This is a genomic window from Dactylosporangium sucinum (assembly GCF_014647515.1).
Classification (GTDB): Bacteria; Actinomycetota; Actinomycetes; order Mycobacteriales; family Micromonosporaceae; genus Dactylosporangium; species Dactylosporangium sucinum.
Genome location: NZ_BMPI01000024.1, coordinates 50561 through 68587, shown reverse-complemented (window position 1 = coordinate 68587; position 18027 = coordinate 50561). Strand labels below are relative to the sequence as shown.

The window sequence follows — 18027 nt, the reverse complement described above, 5'->3', positions numbered from 1 at the left end:
TCCGGGGCGGGCGTGCGAAGATCGGGCCATGTCGCGCATCGTCGTCACCGGAGCGAGCGGGAAGACCGGGCGGGTCGTCGTCGCCGATCTGCTCGCGCACGGCCACCACGTCGTCGCCACCGATGCGGTCGGCCGGCCAGGGCACCTCAGCGACCTCGGCACGCCGCTGCTGATCGCCGACCTCACCGACTACGGGCAGGCGGTCGAGGTGCTCCAGGGCGCCGACAGCGTCGTGCACCTCGCCAACATCCCGGCGCCGGGGATGTACCCGCCCGCCGTGACGCTCAACCGTAACTGCGCGATGAACGCCAACGTGTTCCTCGCCGCGCAGGCGCACGGGCTGCGCGGCGTGGTGTGGGCGTCGAGCGAGACCACGCTCGGGCTGCCGTTCGACACGCCGCCGAGGTATGCGCCCGTCGACGAGGGACACTTCCCCTTCCCGACGACCACGTATGCGCTGTCCAAGGTGCTCGGGGAGACGCTCGCCCGGGAGATCGCGGGGTGGAGCGGCATCCCGTTCGTCGCGCTGCGGCTGTCCAACGTGCACACGCCGGAGGACTACGCCAACGTCCCGGGCTACTGGGCGGACGCGCACGCGCGCAAGTGGAACCTCTGGGGATACGTCGACGCCCGCGACGTCGCCGCCGCCTGCCGGCTCGCGGTGCAGGCCGCCGAGGGATCGGCGCTGCGCGGGGCGAACGAGTTCATCGTCGCCGCCGCCGACACCATCATGAACCGGCCGTCGAAGGACCTGCTCGCCGAGGTTTTCCCAGCGGTACCGCTGAACAGGGAGATCGGCGAGTTCGAGACCCTGCTGTCGATCGACCGCGCCCGCGACGTCCTGGGCTACGAGCCGCAGTACTCGTGGCGCGACCACGTCAGGTAACCGGCCGGGACAGCAGCTCCAGCAGGACCGCCAGCGCGGCCGGCGAGTCGTGCGCCGCGCGCGCGAGCAGCGTCAGGTTGTGCTGCTCGCCGTCCGGGCCGACCAGCACCCCCGCGGCGGCCGGGTGGACGCGCCGCCAGCCGCGCTCGGTGAGCGCCGCCTCCGCGACCACCACCACCGACGGGGTGCCGTCCAGCTCGGCCGGCTCGGCCGGCGGCTCGGGCTGGGCGGCCGGCCAGTTCGCGGCCACCAGCTCGTCGAGCCGGGTGAGCAGCACCTCGACGACCTCGGCCGGGCCGATGGGCGGCCGGCGCAGCAGCGTCGCCACCTGCTCGGTCACCGAGCGGGCCTGACGGGTCAGCCAGCCGGGCCACTCGGCCTCGGGGAGCGACGCGAACGTCACCCACTCGGAGCCCTGCCGCCTGAGCACGTGCCCGGCCAGGGCACGCTCGGTGGACGGGGCGAGGGGCGCCAGCGGTACCACGTCGCACGCGCGCAGCGAGACGTGCGGGTCGGTGAGCGAGCCGATCGCCCCGGCCAGGCCGGGGTGGCGGCCCATCAGGGTCGCGCGGGTGTCCTCGTCGAGCTCGGAGACGACCGCGCCGGCCCGGGCCGCGGCCTGCCAGCCGGCGTGCAGGTCCTGGACGGCGGCGCCGGTGCGCTGCCAGACCTGCTCCTCGACGTCGAAGGCCAGGTCCGCGAACTCGAACTCGGCGATGTCGGCCTTCACCACCGCCCGCGCGGCGGTGTGCAGCCCGGAGGCGCTGCTCGCGGCCTGGTCGGCCCGGCGCTCCAGGGCGTCGGCGAAGTGCTGGGTCGCGCGCAGCACGGTCAGCGAGCGCCCCCGCGCCAGGCCCGGCTCGACGGCGTCGTCGTGCAGTTCGCGCAGCCGCACCACGAGGTGCGCGCGGCGGTGGTCGATGACGGCGAGCTCGTGGGCGACGAGCGCGCGTACCTCGTCGACGGCGAGGCAGTACAGCACGGGAACCCCGACCAGCAGGATGCGCCGGCGCCGGCTGGCCCAGCCCCGCACGACGCCGTGCCCGCTGAGCAGCACCACGTCCGGCGGCGCCACGCCGACCCGCGCCGCGACCTCGGTGATCAGCGTCAGCAGCTCGACCTGGGTGGTCGCCTCGACGCCGGGCGGCGGGGGCCCCGGTGGCTTCCCGTACCGCATCAAGAGCCACCGCGCCCGCCAGACGCTGATATTGCCGGGCAATCCGTTTCTGGGTTCGTCCACTACGGCAACCGACACAGCGAAGGATCCTCACGACGACACGGCGCAAGGTCAACGAACACGGTCCACGTGCCCGGGGTGAAACCCGAAAGTCACCCGGACAGCCGCCGATCTGTGCAGGCGGGGACACGGGGGTGAGATGTACCAGACGTTCAGGCCACTGCTGGACGCACTGAAGCAACGCGGCGCCGACCCGGAGGCCGTGGACCGGGCCGCGGAAGAGGCCGAGCGGACCGGCCGGTCGATCCGGGCCGTCCTGATCAACGACCACGTCGTCACCGAGGAGCAGCTCACCGAGGCGTCGGCCGACGCGTTCGGCATCGCGACGCTCGACCTGGTCGGCTACCCGATCGACCCCGCGGCGGTCACCAAGATCCCGATGGCGCTGGTCCTCAAGCACCGCGTGCTCGGCATCGCGCTCAACGACACCGAGATCACCGTCGGGATCACCGACCCCGGCGACGTGCTCGCGCTCGACGACGTGCGGGCGGCGACCGGCCTCACCGTGCGCCCGGTGGTGGTCGCCCGGTCGGAGCTGCGCAAGATCATCGACCGGCTCAAGCGCGAGGAGAACGACCTCGGCGAGGTCGCCGAGAGCCTGCGCGCCGAGGCGGCGCCCGCCGTGTCGAGCCTGTCCGCGGTCAACGAGGACGCGCCGATCGTCCGCTACGTGAACTCGCTGCTCGAGCAGGCGATCGTGAACCGCGCCTCGGACCTGCACCTGGAGCCGGGCGAGCACAGCATGCGCGTGCGGTACCGCATCGACGGCGTCCTGCACGAGGTCGACACGGTGCCGAAGCACGTCCAGTCGGCGCTCATCTCCCGGCTGAAGATCATGTCGAACGTCGACATCACGGAGCGGCGGGTGCCGCAGAACGGCCGCATCACCGTCGAGATCAACCAGCGGGTGGTCGACCTGCGCACCGCCACGCTGCCGACGGTCTGGGGCGAGAAGATCGTGCTGCGCGTGCTCGACACCAGCGGCATGGACCTCAAGCTGGGCAAGCTCGGCTTCAGCCAGGGCAACTACGACCGCTTCGCGACGAGCTTCAGCAAGCCGCACGGGATGCTGCTGGTCACCGGGCCGACGGGCTCGGGCAAGTCGACCACGCTGTACGCGACGCTCGCCGAGATCAGCAAGCCCACCGTCAACATCATCACCGTCGAGGACCCGGTGGAGTACCGCCTGCCGGGCGTCAACCAGGTGCAGGTCGACCACAAGGCCGGCCTGACGTTCGCGGCCGTGCTGCCGGCCATCCTGCGCTCCGACCCCGACGTGGTGCTCATCGGCGAGATCCGCGACCGGACCACCGCGCAGCTCGCCGTCGAGGCCGCGCTCACCGGCCACCTGGTGCTCTCGACGCTGCACACCAACGACGCCCCGAGCGCCGTCACGCGGCTGGTCGAGATGGGCATCGAGCCGTTCCTGGTCGGCTCGTCGGTCGACTGCGTGCTCGCCCAGCGGCTCGCGCGGCGGCTGTGCGACTGGTGCCGCACCGAGTACGCGCCGACGGAGGCCGAGCTCGTCGGCGCCCGCTGGCCGTTCGAGGACTTCGGCGTGCCGGCGACGCTGTGGCGGCCGGTCGGCTGCCGGTCGTGCGCGAACACCGGGTACCGCGGCCGGATCGCGCTGCACGAGGTCATGCCGGTGTCGCCCGAGATCGAGAAGCTCGCGGTCAACCGGGCGTCCGCGCACGAGATCCAGGCGGTCGCCTACCGCGAGGGCCTGCGCGACCTGCGCATCGACGGCCTCGCCAAGGCCGCGGAGGGGCAGACCTCGATCGCGGAGGTCGTGCGCGTCGCCGTGTAAACCCTCACATCGCCGCCGGTCGTGCCGATGGCACCGATGTGACGGTCACCTCCGACGAGCGCGCGTCGCTCGACGCCATGCTGGTGTCCCTCGTCCGGGCCGGCGGCTCCGACCTGCACATCACCGTCGGCGCGCCGCCCACGGTCCGGATCAACGGCGGGCTGCGGTACCTGCCCGGCTACGACGACCTCACGCCCGAGGACACCGGGATGCTGGTGCGGGCGGCGGTGCTCAACGAGGGCCATTGGAAGCAGTTCGAGCAGGTCCAGGAGCTCGACTTCGCCTACGCGATCGAGGGCGTGTCGCGCTTCCGGGTCAACCTCTACTCGCAGCGGGGCTCGTACGGCGCCGCCTTCCGGGCCATCCCGCACAACATCAAGCCGCTCGAACAGCTCGGCGTGCCCGACCAGGTGGCCCGCTTCGCCCACCTGCACCGGGGCCTGGTGCTGGTCACCGGGCCGACCGGCTCCGGCAAGACCACGACCCTGGCGGCGATCCTCGACCTGGCGAACCGGACCCGCTCGTCCCACATCGTCACCATCGAGGACCCGATCGAGTTCCTCCACGAGCACAAGCGGTGCCTCGTGAACCAGCGCGAGGTCGGCGCCGACACGACGTCGTTCGCCATGGCCCTCAAGCACGCGCTGCGCCAGGACCCGGACATCATCCTGGTCGGCGAGCTGCGCGACCTGGAGACGACGTCGACCGCGCTGACCGCCGCCGAGACGGGGCACCTGGTCCTGGCCACGCTGCACACGCAGAGCGCGGCGCAGACCGTCGACCGGGTCATCGACATCTTCCCGCCGCACCAGCAGCAGCAGATCCGCGCGCAGCTGTCGAACGCGCTGCAGGGCGTGGTGACCCAGGCGCTGGCGCCCCGTGCCGACGGCCAGGGCCGCACGATCGTCTCCGAGATCATGTTCGCCACGCCGGCCATCCGGAACCTCATCCGGGAGGGCAAGAACCACCAGATCCCGTCGTTCATGCAGTCCAGCGGCAACGACGGGATGCTCTCGTTCGACCAGCACCTGGCCGAGCGCGTGCGCCAGCAGCTCATCTCCTACGAGGCCGCGCTCGAGCTGTGCCACTCCGCCGAGGAGTTCCGCCGCCTCGCCGGCCGTACCTGACCTGTGATGTGACGACATGCCTGCCACGAAGACCTTCGACTACCAGACGCTCGACCACGACGGGAAGCGCGTCAAGGGCCAGATCGAGGCGGCCAACGAGCTGGCCGCCGCGCAGCTGCTGCGCCAGCAGGGCCTGACCCCGCTCGCGATCACCGACGCCGGCACGCTCATGCGGCGGGAACTGCACATCCCGGGGCTCGGCGACCGCACCACGCTCAGGGACCTCGCCGTCTTCGCCCGGCAGTTCGCGACGATGACCCAGTCGGGCATGTCGCTGCTGCGGTCCCTCGCCGTGCTGGAGGAGCAGGCGCCGAAGCCGTCGCTCAAGAAGGCGCTCGCCGAGGTCCGGGCGGACATCGAGGGCGGCATGTCGCTGTCGGGCGCGCTCGGCAAGCACCCCAAGGTGTTCCCGGCCCTCATGGTGGCGATGATCCGGGCCGGCGAGACCGGCGGTTTCCTCGACAGCGCGCTGGACCGCATCGCCACGAACTTCGAGAAGGACGCGACCCTCCGCGGGAAGATCAAGAGCGCGCTCACGTATCCGGTCATCGTGCTCGTCTTCACGGTCGTGATGATCAGCGCGGTGCTCATCTTCATCGTGCCGATCTTCGAGAAGATGTTCCAGCAGCTCGGTGGCGAGCTGCCGCTGCCGACCCGGATCATCGTCAACGCCAGCCACACGCTCTTCTGGCTGGGGCCGCTCATCGTCGGGCTGGTCGTCGTCGGCTCGATCGCCGTCCGGCAGCTCAAGGCGAGCAATCCGGCGGCCCGCCTGTGGCTCGACAAGGTGAAGCTGAAGCTGCCCGTGTTCGGCCCGCTGTTCACGAAGATCGCGCTGAGCCGGTTCTCCCGCAACCTGGGCACGCTGCTGGGGGTCGGCGTTCCGGTACTGCAGGCGCTCGACGTCGTCGGCGCCACCACCGGCAACAGCGTCATCACGGCGGCCATGACCGACCTGCAGCAGGCCGTGCGCGAGGGACGGCCCATGTCCTCGCAGCTGAGCCAGCACAAGATCTTCCCGTCGATGGTCGTGCAGATGATCGAGGTCGGCGAAGAAAGCGGCCAAATCAGTCAGATGCTCGAAAAGGTTGCCGATTTCTACGACCGGGAGGTCGACAGCGCGGCCGAGGCGCTCACGGCGTCCATCGAACCGATCATGGTGCTCGTCATGGGCGGCGTGGTCGGCGGGATGATCGTCTGCCTCTACCTGCCGATGTTCTCGATCTACCAGAACATCCAGAGCAACTGAACCGCACCGGGCCGCCCACCGGGGCCGCACCGAACACCGCCGTTACTGATGTACAGCACCGAACACCCACCCCCACAGTCTGGCGCCAGGCAGCGGAGCCTCGCCGCCACACCACCCCAGGCAGGAGCAGGAGGCTCACCCATGCAGGAAACGCTGCGCAGGATGCCGAAGAAGCGTGCCGCCGGAGACAGCGGCTTCACGCTCGTCGAGCTGCTCGTCGTCGTCGTGATCATCGGCGTGCTGGTCGCGATCGCGGTGCCGATGTACCTCAACTACCGCAAGGGCGCCGCCAACAAGTCGGCCGAGTCCGACGTGCGCGCCGCGGTCAGCGCCGTCGAGCAGTTCTACACCGAGAACAGCAACACCTACCCGAAGGACGGCGGGGCGACCTACTCCGACGGCACCACCCCGATCACCAGCCTCGACTTCGGCACGACCGCCACCGGCGGCGGCAGCGCCTCGACCTCGGCGGCCTCCGGCGGCTCCATCCAGAAGGCCACTCTGTCCCCGGGCAACCAGCTGCAGTACAAGATGAAGGGCGACACCAAGGACTCGTACTGGATCTGCGGCGTCAACGCCGACGGTGGCCAGGTCTACGTCTACAACAGTGCCCAGGGCGGCTCGGTCAAGAAGGCCGCCGATGGCAAGGACATCACGAAGTGCGTCACCGACGGCAAGTGACGCTTCGCACGGCGGACGTGGCGGCTCGCGACTGCGGGCCGCCGCACCCGCCTGAGTTGCCAGGGAGAGCAACGACATGACGTTCGCACTCGTCGTCGTCGGCGTGCTCGGGCTCGCCGTCGGGTCGTTCCTCAACGTCGTCATCCACCGCGTCCCCCGCGGCGAGTCGCTGCTGCGCCCGCCGTCGCACTGTCCACAGTGCACCTCCCCGATCCGCCCCTGGCACAACGTGCCCGTGCTCGGCTGGCTCCTGCTGCGCGGCCGCTGCGCCGACTGCGCGGCCCCGATCAGCGCCCGCTACCCCCTCGTCGAGCTCGGCACCGCCGCGCTCTTCGTCGCCGTCGCCGCCCGCTTCGGCCTCTCCGCGAGCCTGCCCGCCTGGCTTTACCTGGCCGCCATCGCCGTGGCCCTCGCCCTCATCGACCTCGACGCGCTGCGCCTGCCCAACGCGATCGTCCTCCCGTCGTACCTCGTGGCACCGCTCCTGCTGCTGCCCGCCGTCGTCGTCGAGCGGGACTGGGGCGCGGGCCTGCGCGGGCTGCTCGCGATGGCCGTGCTGTGGACGTTCTACCTCGTGTTGTCCCTCGTGTACCCCGGGGGCATGGGCTTCGGCGACGTCAAGCTGGCCGGCGTCCTCGGCCTCTACCTCGGCTGGCTCGGCTGGTCCTCGGTCGCCGTCGGCACCCTCGTCGCCTTCGCCATCGGCGGCGTCGCCGGGCTGGCGCTGCTGGTCACCGGCCGCGCCGGCCGCCGCACGGCGCTGCCCTTCGGCCCCGCGATGCTCGCCGGCGCGCTCGTCGCGCTCTTCGCCGCCGCCCCGATCACCAGCTGGTACACGTCCCTGCTGCTGCCCGCGTAACACCATTTCCCGCCCGGAAGGAGCACGATGGCCGCCGTCAACCCGATCGGTCTCGACATCGGCACGGTGTCCATCCGCGCCGCGGAGACCAGGTCCAGCAAGGACGGGCCGATCATCAGCAACTTCGGGCACGTGCTGCTGCCCCCGGGGGTCGTCCAGAACGGCGCCGTGCAGGACGAGCGCGCCGTCACCGTCGCGCTCAGGCAGCTGTGGCGCACGTTCAGGTTCCGCACCCGCAAGGTGGCGCTCGGCGTCACCCACCAGCAGGTCGTGGTCCGCGAGAGCACGGTCGCCAACCTGCCGGCCAAGGAGATGCGCCAGGCCCTGCCGTTCCAGGTCCGCGACGCGCTGCCGCTGCCGCCCGAGCGGTCGCTCATCGACTTCTACCCGCTCGAGGACCCCGGCTCGGCCGGGACGGTCCGCGGGCTGCTCATCGCCGCGCCGAAGGAGCCGGTGCTGGCCGCGATCCGGGCCATCGAGGCCGCCAAGCTCAGCGTCGTGCGCGTCGACCTGGCGTCGTTCGCGCTGCTGCGGGCCGCGTCCCGGCTCGACGAGCAGGTCGAGGCGATCATCGACATCGGCGCCCACGCGACGAGCGTCGTCGTGCACCACGACGGGGAGCCGCTCATCGTGCGCACCATCCCCCGCGGCGGCAACGAGATCACCAAGACCGTCGCCGACCGGCTGGACATCCCCCTCGACCAGGCGGAGGAGCTCAAGTGCCGGCTCGGCCTGCGTACCGACGCCGACCCCGCCAGCGTGGCCGCGCTCAAGGACGCCGTGCGGCCGCTCGTCAACGAGATCGGCAACTCGTTCGCGTACCTCACCGCCGCCGGCCGCCAGGCCCGCGTCAGCCGCCTGGCCCTGTCCGGCGGCGGCTCCCTGCTGCCCGGCCTGCTCGACGCGCTGCACCAGCAGCTCGGCGTCGAGGTGCTCGCGGTGGACCCGGTGATGCGCCTGCGCGGCCTGCGCCGCGTGCGGCACGGCAGCCTCGAACACGTCCGGGCGTCGGCCGCCGTGTCGGTCGGCCTGACCCTGGGAGCGACCGCATGACCTCCCCGCTCGATCCGCCCGGCGACCCGCACGACGGCCCGGAGCCGCCGCCCCCGGTGGACGGGCGCCTGACGGGCATCGTGCTGCCCTCGTTCGACGACGAGCCCCCGGCGGAGGCGGAGGCGGACGCCCGCCCGGTGCGCGTGGTCCCGTCCGGGCCGCCGCCGGCCTGGCCGCCGCCCGAGCCCCAGGAGCCGGCGGCGGCCGCGCCGGTCAAGCGGGAGTTCCCCCGGTTCATCCACGGCGAGCTCGTCCTGCCCGCAGCGACGGCACCCGCCGCACCGCCGGAGCCGTTCACGGAGGCGCCGTCCGCGCTGCCGACCGCGGTCGCCGACCGGACCCCGACGCTGGACCTGCCGGCCGCGACCCTGGACCTGCCGGCCGCGCCGCCACCGGCCACACCACCCCGGCCCGCATCACTGCCGTCCGCGCCACCCCCGATCCCGCGACCGCCGGCCGCGCCGGCACGGGCCACACCACCGTCGGCCCAGGCACCGCACGTGGCACTCCCCGACGTGCCGACCGCGGGCCGGCCCGCGGTCCCGGTCGCTGCAACGTGGGCGCCGCGGCCGGCCGACGCACCCGGCACCGAAGCGCCGGCCGGCGAACCGGTCGCGGACCGGACCCCGTCCCCGGCCCCCGCAGACGGGCCGCGGCGGGGCGGGCCGTGGCAGAGCGCGCCGCACCCGGCCTTCCCCGAGGCGACCGCGCGCACGTTCCGCATCCTGCCGATCGCCGCCGACCTCCTCCCCACCGAGATCTCCGCGACCAGGCACGTGCGCCGCGTGCGCCGCCTGGTCGTCATCGGGGTCGCGGCGGTCGTGGCGCTGGTCGTCGGGTGGTACGTGATGGCGGCCGGCGACGTCCGGCAGGCCCAGGACGGGCTCGCCGACGCCCAGCTCGCGCTGCGCAAGGTGAACAGCCAGCAGAACGACTACAAGGAGCAGCGCGACGTGCGCCGCCGCGCCGACGAGATCTCCGCCCAGCTGCGCGCCGTGATGGCCCAGGACCTCTCGTGGTCGGCGCTGCTCACCTCGTTGCAGTCGGCCGCGCCGAAGGGCGTGCGGCTCACCGGCGTCACCGGGTCGCTGGACGCCGACGCGCCGGCCGGGGCGGGCGCGAGCCCCGACCGGATCGGCCTCATCACGCTCACGGGCGTCGCGCCGAGCAAGGCGGTCATCGCCACCTATGTGGACACTCTCGGCGCCGTCGGCGGCATCGCCGACCCGTTCCTCACCGACGCCAACCAGGACGACGAGGGCGTGACGTTCACGATCCGCATGGACATCACCAAGGCCGCGCTGGGCGGGCGGTTCAGCCCGCCGTCGGCGACCCCGAGCGCGTCCGGAGGCAAGTGATGCTGCGGGCCGACCGTCTCTGGCTGGTCGGCGGGATCGCGCTGTCGGCCGCGATCCTGGCCGTCGGCTGGTTCTTCGTCATCAGCGACCGGTACGACGAGAGCGAGAGCCTGCGCGACAGCGCCGACTCGGTCGGCCAGCAGGTCGTCGTGCAGCGGCAGCGGCTCAACCAGATGCGCAAGGACGACGAGCGGCTGGCCGAGTTCAAGGCGACGCTGGAGGCGAACCGGGCGGCGCTGCCGGAGAGCGACTCGGTGTCGGCGCTGCTGCGGGAGCTGCAGACCGCCGGCGAGCTGACCGGGGTGTCGGTCAGCGGCGTGAGCGTGGGCACCGCCGTGGACGTGGCGACCGGCAAGGGGACGGTCCAGTCACTGCCGGTCGGGCTCACCGTCGTGGGCCCGACCGCCAAGATCAACCCGTTCCTCGACCAGCTCCAGAAGGTACAGCCGCGCGCCGTGCTCATCACGAGCGTCAACGTGGCCACGGCGGCCGGCGACAAGACGAACGTGACGATCAACCTCCAGGCGTTCTACGCCGTGCCGGAGTAGCCGTGCCCCGCCGCTGCCGCGAGGCACCGCCCGGCGACGCCGGGTTCAGCCTGGTCGAGACGCTCACCGCGATCGCCGTCATGGGCGTGGTGATGACGGCGCTGACCACGTTCTTCGTGTCGGCGAACAACACGCTGAACAAGGAGCGCGGCCTGCAGATGGCGGTGCGCTACGCCCACGACGGCGTCGAGATGGTCCGCGCGCTGCCGCCGGGCAGCATCATCGCCGGCCGCAGCAGGCGCGAGGTGGAGAAGCAGAAGGCGCTGCTGCAGCCGACGGACGAGAACGACCGCGTAGCGAAGGCACTGCAGCGTGAGCTGCAAGGCGTCATCGAGACGATGGACATCTCCGCCGCCATCGACACCACGGTCCCCGAGGACGAGGACAACGTCGACAACAACACGCTGGCCACCGTGCCGGAGACACCGGAGGCGCCCACCAACAACGTCGCGCTGCAGCGGTACTGGTTCGTCGGTGCCTGCTCGATGCCGATGCCGAAGCTGCGCCGCGAGGACGAAAAGAAGCCCCACGAGACCCCGTGCGTGAAGGGACAGAACGATCCGCTGAAGTTCTGGAAAGTCGTCGTTGTGGTCGTCTGGCAGGATTCCCGAGCCTGCACCAACGCAGTCTGCACGTACTCGACGCAGACCCTGGTGACGCAGGCGACGAGCGATCCGGTGTTCAACCCCAGCGTCACGGTGATCCCGCCGCTGCCCGACAACCCCGGCAACCAGTTCAGCGACGTCGGGATCCCGATCCGCGAGGTCCGGCTCACGGCGTCGTCGTCCTCCCCACCCTACGGCTGGACCGCCGACAACCTCCCGCCCGGCCTGGGACTGACCAGCGACGGCGTCATCCGCGGCACCCCGAGTCAGAAGGGCGTCTACGTCGTGCGGGTAATCGTGCAGGACCAGAGCAGCAGCAACGACGCATCGTTCAACTGGACGGTGAACGAGCTGCCGGCCGCGGTGCCGAAGAACCAGACCTGGGACGCTGGCGCAGCGGTGTCATATACGTTGCCGGTGACCGGGGGCGCGCCACCGTTCACCTGGTCGGCGACCGGGCTCCCGGCGGGCCTGTCACTCGACCCGAACACGGGCGTGGTGAGCGGGGCCTCCATGGTGAGCGGCGCCGCCGCGGGGGCGACCGTGAATGTGCGGGTGGTCGACTCCTACAACCAGGCGTCGACGGCGTCGTTCGTGTGGAACACCAAGGTTCAGGTGGTCGGCCCGGCGGTGCTGACCCCGACGAAGGGCGCGGCGTACTCGGCCCGGATCGAAGCGGGCGGCGGCACCGGCGTCAACACGTACACGGCGAGCAACCTTCCGGCCGGCCTCAGCATCGCCAGCGACGGCACGATCAGCGGGACGGCCACGGCGACCTCGCGGTTCCTCGCGACGATCACCGTGCGGGACAGCAACGGCGTCACCAACTCGAAGGCCGTGTGGGTCAACGTGGCGGCGTCGGGGGCCGACCTGCGGATCACGCTGCCGACGGGCCCCGCGGAGCGGGCCAATCCCAAGGGCACGCAGCTGACCGAGTGGACGGCGACGGCGGCCGGCGGCACCGGCACGTACACGTGGACGCCGTCCGGTCTGCCGAACGGCGTCTCGGTCACGTTCAACGCGGAGAAGGCCACGTTCAAAGGCACGCCGTCGGCGACCGGAACCTTCACCGTGAAGCTCACGGTGACCGACGCCGCGAAGACCAAGTCGGAGTTCTCGTTCCAGTGGACAATCACATGAGCCTCATCCAGCGCATCCGGCGCCGGGCCGGGGACGACCGGGGCGTCACGCTCGCCGAGATGGTCGTCACGACCGGCATCCTGTCGGTGGTCATGACGATCTTCACCACCGCGATCGTGCAGCTGTACCGGGCCAGCAACGAGAACACGACGGTGGCGGTCACGCAGTCCCAGCTGAACACCGCATTCATCCGGCTCGACCGGGAGCTGCGCTACGCCCGCGGGATCAGCAGCCCCCGGCCGTCGGGCAAGGACTGGTACGTCGAGTTCGTCAGCACCGAGACAAGCAGCGGCGACGACGAGTGCGCCCAGTTGAACCTCAACGCGGCCACCCGGACCCTGCGCCGCCAGGTGTGGCAGGACGACGGTCCTACCGGCCGCTGGGCAGTGCTGGCGAACGAGATCAACGTCGACGACAGCTGGTTCAAGCTGCTGGAGCCCGGCGAGGCGGCCGGCTTCCAGCGGCTGCAGATCAAGCTGGTGGTGAAGACCGCGCCGGGCAGCGGCCAGCGCACGGCGACGTCGAGCATCACCTTCACCGCGCTCAACACCACGAGCGGTACCGATCCCGACGACGTCTGCAAGGAAGCGAGGTCGACGCCGTGATCCAGGACATCCTCGGGCGGCTGCGCCGGCGCGACGACGGTTCGCTGCCGCTGGCCATGCTGCTGACCCTGGTCGGCACCTCGCTGAGCACGCTCATGGTGCCGGTGGTCATCCAGCAGGTGCGGGACACCGCCTCGACGGTTCGGCGGGCCCAGGCCCTGCACGCCGCGCAGGCCGGGATCGACGTAGTTGTCGGCATCATCCGCAGCACCGACGGCAACCGGAACAAGCTGTGCGACATTCCGCTCGACTTCGAGGGCGCGGTCGCCGACGGGATAGGCCGATATTGGGTAACGGTCGAGTTGCTCAACGAGGGCGCTCCGGTCGCCGACTGCCGATCCAAAGCCCCGACGTCCGCGCTGATCAAGTCGAAGGGAACCAACGTCCTGCCTGGCGAGCGGGTCATGGACGTCCCCGACCCGCTGGCGCGCAAGCTGAGGGCGACCTACAAGTTCCGGTTCACCAACGCGAACGTCGAGGGCGGGCTGGTGAAGTTCCTTGGGGGCGCCTACTGCCTCGACGCGGGCTCCAGCTCGCCCGCCGTCGGCACCAACGTCACCACCCAACCGTGCAGCACGGGCAGCTCGCGGCAGACGTTCACCTACACGAAGTACCTCACCCTGCAACTGGTCTCGTCGAAGACGCCCATGTGCCTCGACTCCGGCGCCGGCCCGGTCGCGGGCACGCTCATCCAGTTCCGCCCGTGCGGCTCCCCGACCGTGCCGTACCACCAGCAGTGGAACCTCAACGACGGCTCCAGCTTCCAGAGCACCGACAGCAGCGGGCTGAAGCTCGGCTCGCTGTGCTTCCACGCCAAGCAGGCCAGCACCAGCGGCGCGTTCGTCGAGCTGGTCAACTGCGGCGGCTCGGACAACACCCGCACGTTCGCCCCAGAGGCGTCGGTGGGCGCCGGGGCGGCCGGACCGCCGGCCCAGTTGGTGAACTTCAAGCAGTTCGGCCGGTGCGTCGACGTGACGAACTTCGACGTCACGCTGAACTTCCTCATCGTGTGGCCGTGCAAGCAGGCGCCGAACCAGGCCAACGTCGGCTGGAACCAACGCTTCACGATCCCGGCGACGGCCGACGGGAAGACCGGGCACGCTAGCGGGCAGATCAGCACGTACGACAGCTCGAAGACGAAGAAGACGGTCTGCCTGACGACCGCCGACCCCGAGAAGTTCGTGACGATGCAGGCCTGCCCCGCCCCAACGACCGCGTCCGCCGAATGGACGGTGTACTACCAGGAGCAGACCTATGGCGCCAGCTACGTCATCCTGGACTCTAAGGGCTACTGCCTGACCCCGACGGACCTCGATGCCAGGCCGCTGCTGGACAACAACATCTTCAAGGGCAGCACGACCGTCAGCAAGCTGACCGTGGCCCCCTGCAACGGCTCGAAGCTGCAGAAGTGGAACGCCCCCGCCAACACGGAGGACCCGTCGCCCCTGAAGGACATCGGGGAGGACTGAGCCGATCCCTAGGGGTACTCCTGAACCGGCCGGGCCGCCGAGTTCAGGGTGAAAGTCGGTGCATCGCCTGGATGGCATCGAGCCAGGTCACGGCAAAGCTGAAGGCCATGACCATCACCTGGGAGGAGCCCGACACCGCCACCCGCGCGGCCACACCCCGGGTCGCGCTCGGCCGGCAGATCGGCATCGTGACCGCGGCCGTGGCCGCCTACTTCCTCGTCCGCGGCGCCACCGAGGCCGCGACGGACCAGGCGCTCGACAACGCCGGCTCCGTCGTCGCCCTGGAGCGCCGGATCGGGCTGTTCCACGAGAGCTGGCTGCAGGACACGTTCGCCGGCACCCCGGCCGTCGCCACGTTCTTCAACTGGGTCTACATCTGGGGGCACTGGCCGGTCATCATCGCCACGCTCGTCTGGCTGGCCCGCACCAACCCGCGCATCTACTACCGCACCCGCAACGCGATGCTGCTCTCCGGCGGGATCGGGCTGTTCGTCTTCACGCTGTTCCCGGTCGCCCCGCCGCGCCTCGCGGAGCTGGGCCTGGTCGACACGGTCACCGAGACCTCCGACGCCTACCGGGTGCTGCAACCGGCGATGTTCACCAACCAGTATGCGGCGATGCCCAGCCTGCACGTCGGCTGGGACCTGCTCATCGGCCTGGCCATCGTGGTCGCGGCCCGGCGCCCGCTGGTGCGGCTGGCCGGTGCGGTGCTGCCGGTGCTGATGGTCTGCGCGGTCGTGCTCACCGCCAACCACTACATCGTCGACGCGATCGCGGGGGCGGCGCTGACGACGGCCTGCTGGGTGTACCTCGTGACCCGCGACCGGCCGGCCGGCCCGAAGGGCTACGCCGGCTGGGACGGCCTGCGGCTCACCTGAGCCAAACCGCGCACATCCCGCGCACGCTGCGCATACCCTTTCCCCATGGAAGGGGCGCCGGACATCGGGCACCAGGGCTTTCCGGCGGACGTGATCCCGCTGCAGTACCAGGCGCTCCTGCTCTCCGACGAGCCCCGGATGAGCGCGTTCCAAGAGGCGATCGGCCACGCCGTCGGTCCCGGCACCCGGGTCCTCGACCTCGGTGCCGGGACCGGCGTGCTGTCGTACTTCGCCGCCCGCCAGGGCGCGACGGTCACCGCGATCGAGCGGGAGCCGCGCGTCTTCGCGACCGCCCGGGCCGCGCTGCGGGCGGCGACCGGCGACCGGGTCCGGATCGTGCACGCCGACGCCCGCGACTACCTGCCCGAGGCGCCGGTCGACGTGGTGCTGTGCGAGATGCTCCACGTCGGGCTGCTGCGGGAGCGGCAGGTCGAGGTGATCAACAGCTTCAAGCGGCGCTACCTGCGCCACGTCGGCGGCCCGCTCCCCCGGTTCCTGCCCGAGGCGTGCGTGCAGGCGGTGCAGCCGGTCGAGCAGGACTTCACCTACTTCGGCTACACCGTCCCGGCGCCGGTCTTCCAGCTGCCGGAGAACGTACAGCCGCGCACCGTCGAGGTCGCCCCGCCGCAGGTGTTCCAGCAGTTCTTCTACCAGGACCCGCTGCCCGCCCGGTGCGCCGCCGACCTGCGGTTCGTGGCCGAGCGCCCGGCCTTGGTCAACGCCGTCCGGGTGATCACCAAGAACCTGCTGGCCCTCGTCTACGAGCCGCCCGGCAGCGTCGACTGGACGATGAACTACCTGGTCGTGCCGCTGCGCGAGCCGGTCGAGGTGCTCACCGGCGACGAGGGCCGCATCCGGTTCGACTACGCACCGGGCGACGAGATCCCGGCCCTGACCGACGCCCTGGAGGTCAGCGTTCCGGCCCACGCCCGGTAGCCGCGCCGGGCGGCCCCGCCAGCCGATCCAGCCGGGTCCAGCGGGCCCAGCCACGCTCGCGCATCAGGTCCAGCATCCGCTGCGCCCGCGGGTCGGTCTCGACGGCAAGCGCGTCGAGAAGGTCGAACGGCAGGTCGTCGCCGGCGTCGGTCTCGCCGCCGGGGGTGTACGCCTCCTCGGCCAGGCCGGCCATGATGTCGGCGACCTCCGCCAGCCGCGGGTCGTCGGCCGCGTCGCTCTCGGGCAGCTCGTCGAGCTCGGACAGGACCCGATAGAGCCGCACCACGCGCGGGTCGGCGAGGTGCGCGAACTTCGAGGGCATCATCTCGCGGATGCGATCGGGCCAGCGCGCCGCGATCAGGATCCACCCGTCCCGCTCCGCCTCCACGACCCGCTCCGACACCCCGATCTCCCGGAGCCGGTCGAGATAGGCGGTCACCTCCGGCGGGAGCGCCAGGCTGTCCCCGGCCGCGAGCTGCGCGATCTGCTTGCGGCTGGCCTCCAGCCGGTCGACCTCGTCGCGCAGCCGGCTGTCGATCCTGTGGACCGCTTCGGCGAAGGCCGATGCGTCGGCCTGGAGCATCCGGCCGATCTGCGACAGCGGGACGCCGGCGTTGGCGAGGGTGCGGATCTTGATGAGGGACACGACTGCCTTCGCGCCGTACCGCCGGTAACCCGAAGCGTCCCGCTCCGGCTCGGGCAGGAGTCCGACCTGGTGGTAGTGCCGCACGGCCCGCACCGTGACGCCGGCATACGCCGCCAGTTGACCGATCGTCAGCATGCCCTGATCCTGCCCTCAACCCGCCCGCGCCGTCGCCGGCTCAGGAGATCCGGCGGCGGTAGGAGGCGTTGGCGAAGCCGTAGGCGACGACGAGGATGCCGACGCACCAGGCGAGGGCGGTCCAGCTGCCGGTGCCGACCGGTTGCCCGGTGAACAGGGCGCGGATCGTGTCGACGATGGACGTCACCGGCTGGTGCTCGGCGAAGGCGCGCACCGGGCCGGGCATGGTGGCGGTGGGCACGAACGCCGAACTGATGAACGGCAGGAAGACGAGCGGGTAGGCGAACGCGCTCGCGCCGTCCACGCTCTTCGCGATGAGGCCGGGGATGACCGCGATCCAGGTCAACGCCAGGGTGAACAGGACGAGGATGCCGGCGACCGCGAGCCAGGCCAGCACGCCGGCGCCCGAGCGGAAGCCGACGAGGAGGGCGACGCCGACGACGAGCACGAGCGAGATCACGTTGGCGACCAGCGAGGTCAGCACGTGCGCCCACAGCACGCCCGACCGGGCGATCGGCATGGAGTGGAACCGCTCGAAGATCCCGCCCTGCATGTCCGTGAAGAGCCGGAGGGCGGTGTAGGAGATGCCCGACGCGATCGTGATGAGCAGGATGCCGGGCAGCAGGTAGGTCACGTACGTGACCGGCCCGGTGTCGATCGCGCCGCCGAAGACGTAGACGAACAGCAGCATCATGGCGATCGGTGTGATCGCGGTCGTGATGATGGTGTCCAGGCTGCGCGTGACGTGGCGCAGGGTCCGTCCGGTGAGGACGGCGGTGTCGCCCAGGAAATGCGTGGTCATGGT

The 18027-nt window shown here is 71.3% G+C and carries 17 protein-coding genes; 14 read left to right on the top strand and 3 right to left on the bottom strand.

The genetic code is table 11. From position 1 onward, the window contains the following. Positions 1 to 28: 28 nt before the first annotated feature. Positions 29 to 886, top strand: coding sequence for an NAD-dependent epimerase/dehydratase family protein (locus IEZ31_RS24270; RefSeq protein ID WP_190252253.1), 858 nt, complete (start codon positions 29 to 31; stop codon positions 884 to 886). Here IEZ31_RS24270 and IEZ31_RS24265 read toward each other — a convergent pair. Beyond that, positions 879 to 2063, bottom strand: coding sequence for a M48 family metalloprotease (locus IEZ31_RS24265; protein WP_190252252.1), 1185 nt, complete (start codon positions 2061 to 2063; stop codon positions 879 to 881). The genes IEZ31_RS24270 and IEZ31_RS24265 overlap by 8 nt on opposite strands. A 199-nt stretch (positions 2064 to 2262) precedes the next feature. On the opposite strand from IEZ31_RS24265, the gene IEZ31_RS24260 reads away from it, so the two are divergent. From IEZ31_RS24260 to IEZ31_RS24200, 13 genes are all read left to right on the top strand, one after another. Further along, complete coding sequence (locus IEZ31_RS24260; protein ID WP_190252251.1) at positions 2263 to 3933, top strand: GspE/PulE family protein; 1671 nt, start codon at positions 2263 to 2265, stop codon at positions 3931 to 3933. A 38-nt stretch (positions 3934 to 3971) separates the two neighbouring features. Then, positions 3972 to 5060, top strand: coding sequence for a type IV pilus twitching motility protein PilT (locus IEZ31_RS24255; RefSeq protein WP_229835798.1), 1089 nt, complete (start codon positions 3972 to 3974; stop codon positions 5058 to 5060). Between the two features lie 16 nt (positions 5061 to 5076). Beyond that, a complete protein-coding gene (locus tag IEZ31_RS24250; protein WP_190252250.1) occupies positions 5077 to 6309 on the top strand; it encodes a type II secretion system F family protein in 1233 nt (410 codons plus the stop codon). 162 nt (positions 6310 to 6471) lie between these two features. Further along, positions 6472 to 6990, top strand: a complete 519-nt coding sequence (locus tag IEZ31_RS24245) for a prepilin-type N-terminal cleavage/methylation domain-containing protein (protein ID WP_229835797.1) — start codon at positions 6472 to 6474, stop codon at positions 6988 to 6990. Positions 6991 to 7066: 76 nt separating this feature from the next. Next, a complete protein-coding gene (locus IEZ31_RS24240; RefSeq protein ID WP_190252248.1) occupies positions 7067 to 7849 on the top strand; it encodes a prepilin peptidase in 783 nt (260 codons plus the stop codon). A 27-nt stretch (positions 7850 to 7876) separates the two neighbouring features. Then, a complete protein-coding gene (gene pilM / locus IEZ31_RS24235; protein WP_190252247.1) occupies positions 7877 to 8902 on the top strand; it encodes a type IV pilus assembly protein PilM in 1026 nt (341 codons plus the stop codon). Continuing rightward, on the top strand, positions 8899 to 10260 hold the full coding sequence (locus IEZ31_RS24230; RefSeq protein WP_190252246.1) for a PilN domain-containing protein: 1362 nt from the start codon (positions 8899 to 8901) through the stop codon (positions 10258 to 10260). Before pilM ends, IEZ31_RS24230 begins: the two co-directional genes overlap by 4 nt. Continuing rightward, positions 10260 to 10808, top strand: coding sequence for a type 4a pilus biogenesis protein PilO (locus IEZ31_RS24225; RefSeq protein WP_190252245.1), 549 nt, complete (start codon positions 10260 to 10262; stop codon positions 10806 to 10808). The genes IEZ31_RS24230 and IEZ31_RS24225 overlap by 1 nt, the downstream gene beginning before the upstream one ends. A 2-nt stretch (positions 10809 to 10810) precedes the next feature. Next, on the top strand, positions 10811 to 12553 hold the full coding sequence (locus tag IEZ31_RS24220) for a putative Ig domain-containing protein (RefSeq protein WP_190252244.1): 1743 nt from the start codon (positions 10811 to 10813) through the stop codon (positions 12551 to 12553). Next, positions 12550 to 13158: a pilus assembly FimT family protein gene (locus tag IEZ31_RS24215; protein WP_190252243.1), complete on the top strand. Its 609-nt coding sequence runs from the start codon at positions 12550 to 12552 to the stop codon at positions 13156 to 13158. The genes IEZ31_RS24220 and IEZ31_RS24215 overlap by 4 nt, the downstream gene beginning before the upstream one ends. Then, complete coding sequence (locus IEZ31_RS24210; RefSeq protein ID WP_190252242.1) at positions 13155 to 14627, top strand: ricin-type beta-trefoil lectin domain protein; 1473 nt, start codon at positions 13155 to 13157, stop codon at positions 14625 to 14627. Before IEZ31_RS24215 ends, IEZ31_RS24210 begins: the two co-directional genes overlap by 4 nt. Positions 14628 to 14734: 107 nt before the next feature. Next, positions 14735 to 15505, top strand: a complete 771-nt coding sequence (locus tag IEZ31_RS24205; RefSeq protein WP_190252241.1) for a phosphatase PAP2 family protein — start codon at positions 14735 to 14737, stop codon at positions 15503 to 15505. Between the two features lie 45 nt (positions 15506 to 15550). Then, complete coding sequence (locus tag IEZ31_RS24200; protein WP_190252240.1) at positions 15551 to 16441, top strand: methyltransferase domain-containing protein; 891 nt, start codon at positions 15551 to 15553, stop codon at positions 16439 to 16441. On the opposite strand, the gene IEZ31_RS24195 is transcribed toward IEZ31_RS24200, so the two are convergent. Together IEZ31_RS24195 and IEZ31_RS24190 are read right to left on the bottom strand one after the other, a co-directional pair. Further along, positions 16416 to 17222, bottom strand: coding sequence for a MerR family transcriptional regulator (locus IEZ31_RS24195; RefSeq protein ID WP_190252239.1), 807 nt, complete (start codon positions 17220 to 17222; stop codon positions 16416 to 16418). The genes IEZ31_RS24200 and IEZ31_RS24195 overlap by 26 nt on opposite strands. Before the next feature lie 40 nt (positions 17223 to 17262). Beyond that, positions 17263 to 18024: an ABC transporter permease gene (locus IEZ31_RS24190; protein ID WP_190252238.1), complete on the bottom strand. Its 762-nt coding sequence runs from the start codon at positions 18022 to 18024 to the stop codon at positions 17263 to 17265. Positions 18025 to 18027 lie beyond the last annotated feature (3 nt).

Excerpts from the sequence above, each read along its gene's own strand:
- IEZ31_RS24270 (WP_190252253.1), top strand. The coding sequence starts at position 29 with ATGTCGCGCATCGTCGTCACCGGAGCGAGCGGGAAGACCGGGCGGGTC.
- IEZ31_RS24265 (WP_190252252.1), bottom strand. The coding sequence starts at position 2,063 with ATGCGGTACGGGAAGCCACCGGGGCCCCCGCCGCCCGGCGTCGAGGCG.
- IEZ31_RS24260 (WP_190252251.1), top strand. The coding sequence starts at position 2,263 with ATGTACCAGACGTTCAGGCCACTGCTGGACGCACTGAAGCAACGCGGC.
- IEZ31_RS24250 (WP_190252250.1), top strand. The coding sequence starts at position 5,077 with ATGCCTGCCACGAAGACCTTCGACTACCAGACGCTCGACCACGACGGG.
- IEZ31_RS24245 (WP_229835797.1), top strand. The coding sequence starts at position 6,472 with ATGCCGAAGAAGCGTGCCGCCGGAGACAGCGGCTTCACGCTCGTCGAG.
- IEZ31_RS24240 (WP_190252248.1), top strand. The coding sequence starts at position 7,067 with ATGACGTTCGCACTCGTCGTCGTCGGCGTGCTCGGGCTCGCCGTCGGG.
- pilM (WP_190252247.1), top strand. The coding sequence starts at position 7,877 with ATGGCCGCCGTCAACCCGATCGGTCTCGACATCGGCACGGTGTCCATC.
- IEZ31_RS24230 (WP_190252246.1), top strand. The coding sequence starts at position 8,899 with ATGACCTCCCCGCTCGATCCGCCCGGCGACCCGCACGACGGCCCGGAG.
- IEZ31_RS24225 (WP_190252245.1), top strand. The coding sequence starts at position 10,260 with ATGCTGCGGGCCGACCGTCTCTGGCTGGTCGGCGGGATCGCGCTGTCG.
- IEZ31_RS24215 (WP_190252243.1), top strand. The coding sequence starts at position 12,550 with ATGAGCCTCATCCAGCGCATCCGGCGCCGGGCCGGGGACGACCGGGGC.
- IEZ31_RS24205 (WP_190252241.1), top strand. The coding sequence starts at position 14,735 with ATGACCATCACCTGGGAGGAGCCCGACACCGCCACCCGCGCGGCCACA.
- IEZ31_RS24200 (WP_190252240.1), top strand. The coding sequence starts at position 15,551 with ATGGAAGGGGCGCCGGACATCGGGCACCAGGGCTTTCCGGCGGACGTG.
- IEZ31_RS24195 (WP_190252239.1), bottom strand. The coding sequence starts at position 17,222 with ATGCTGACGATCGGTCAACTGGCGGCGTATGCCGGCGTCACGGTGCGG.
- IEZ31_RS24190 (WP_190252238.1), bottom strand. The coding sequence starts at position 18,024 with ATGACCACGCATTTCCTGGGCGACACCGCCGTCCTCACCGGACGGACC.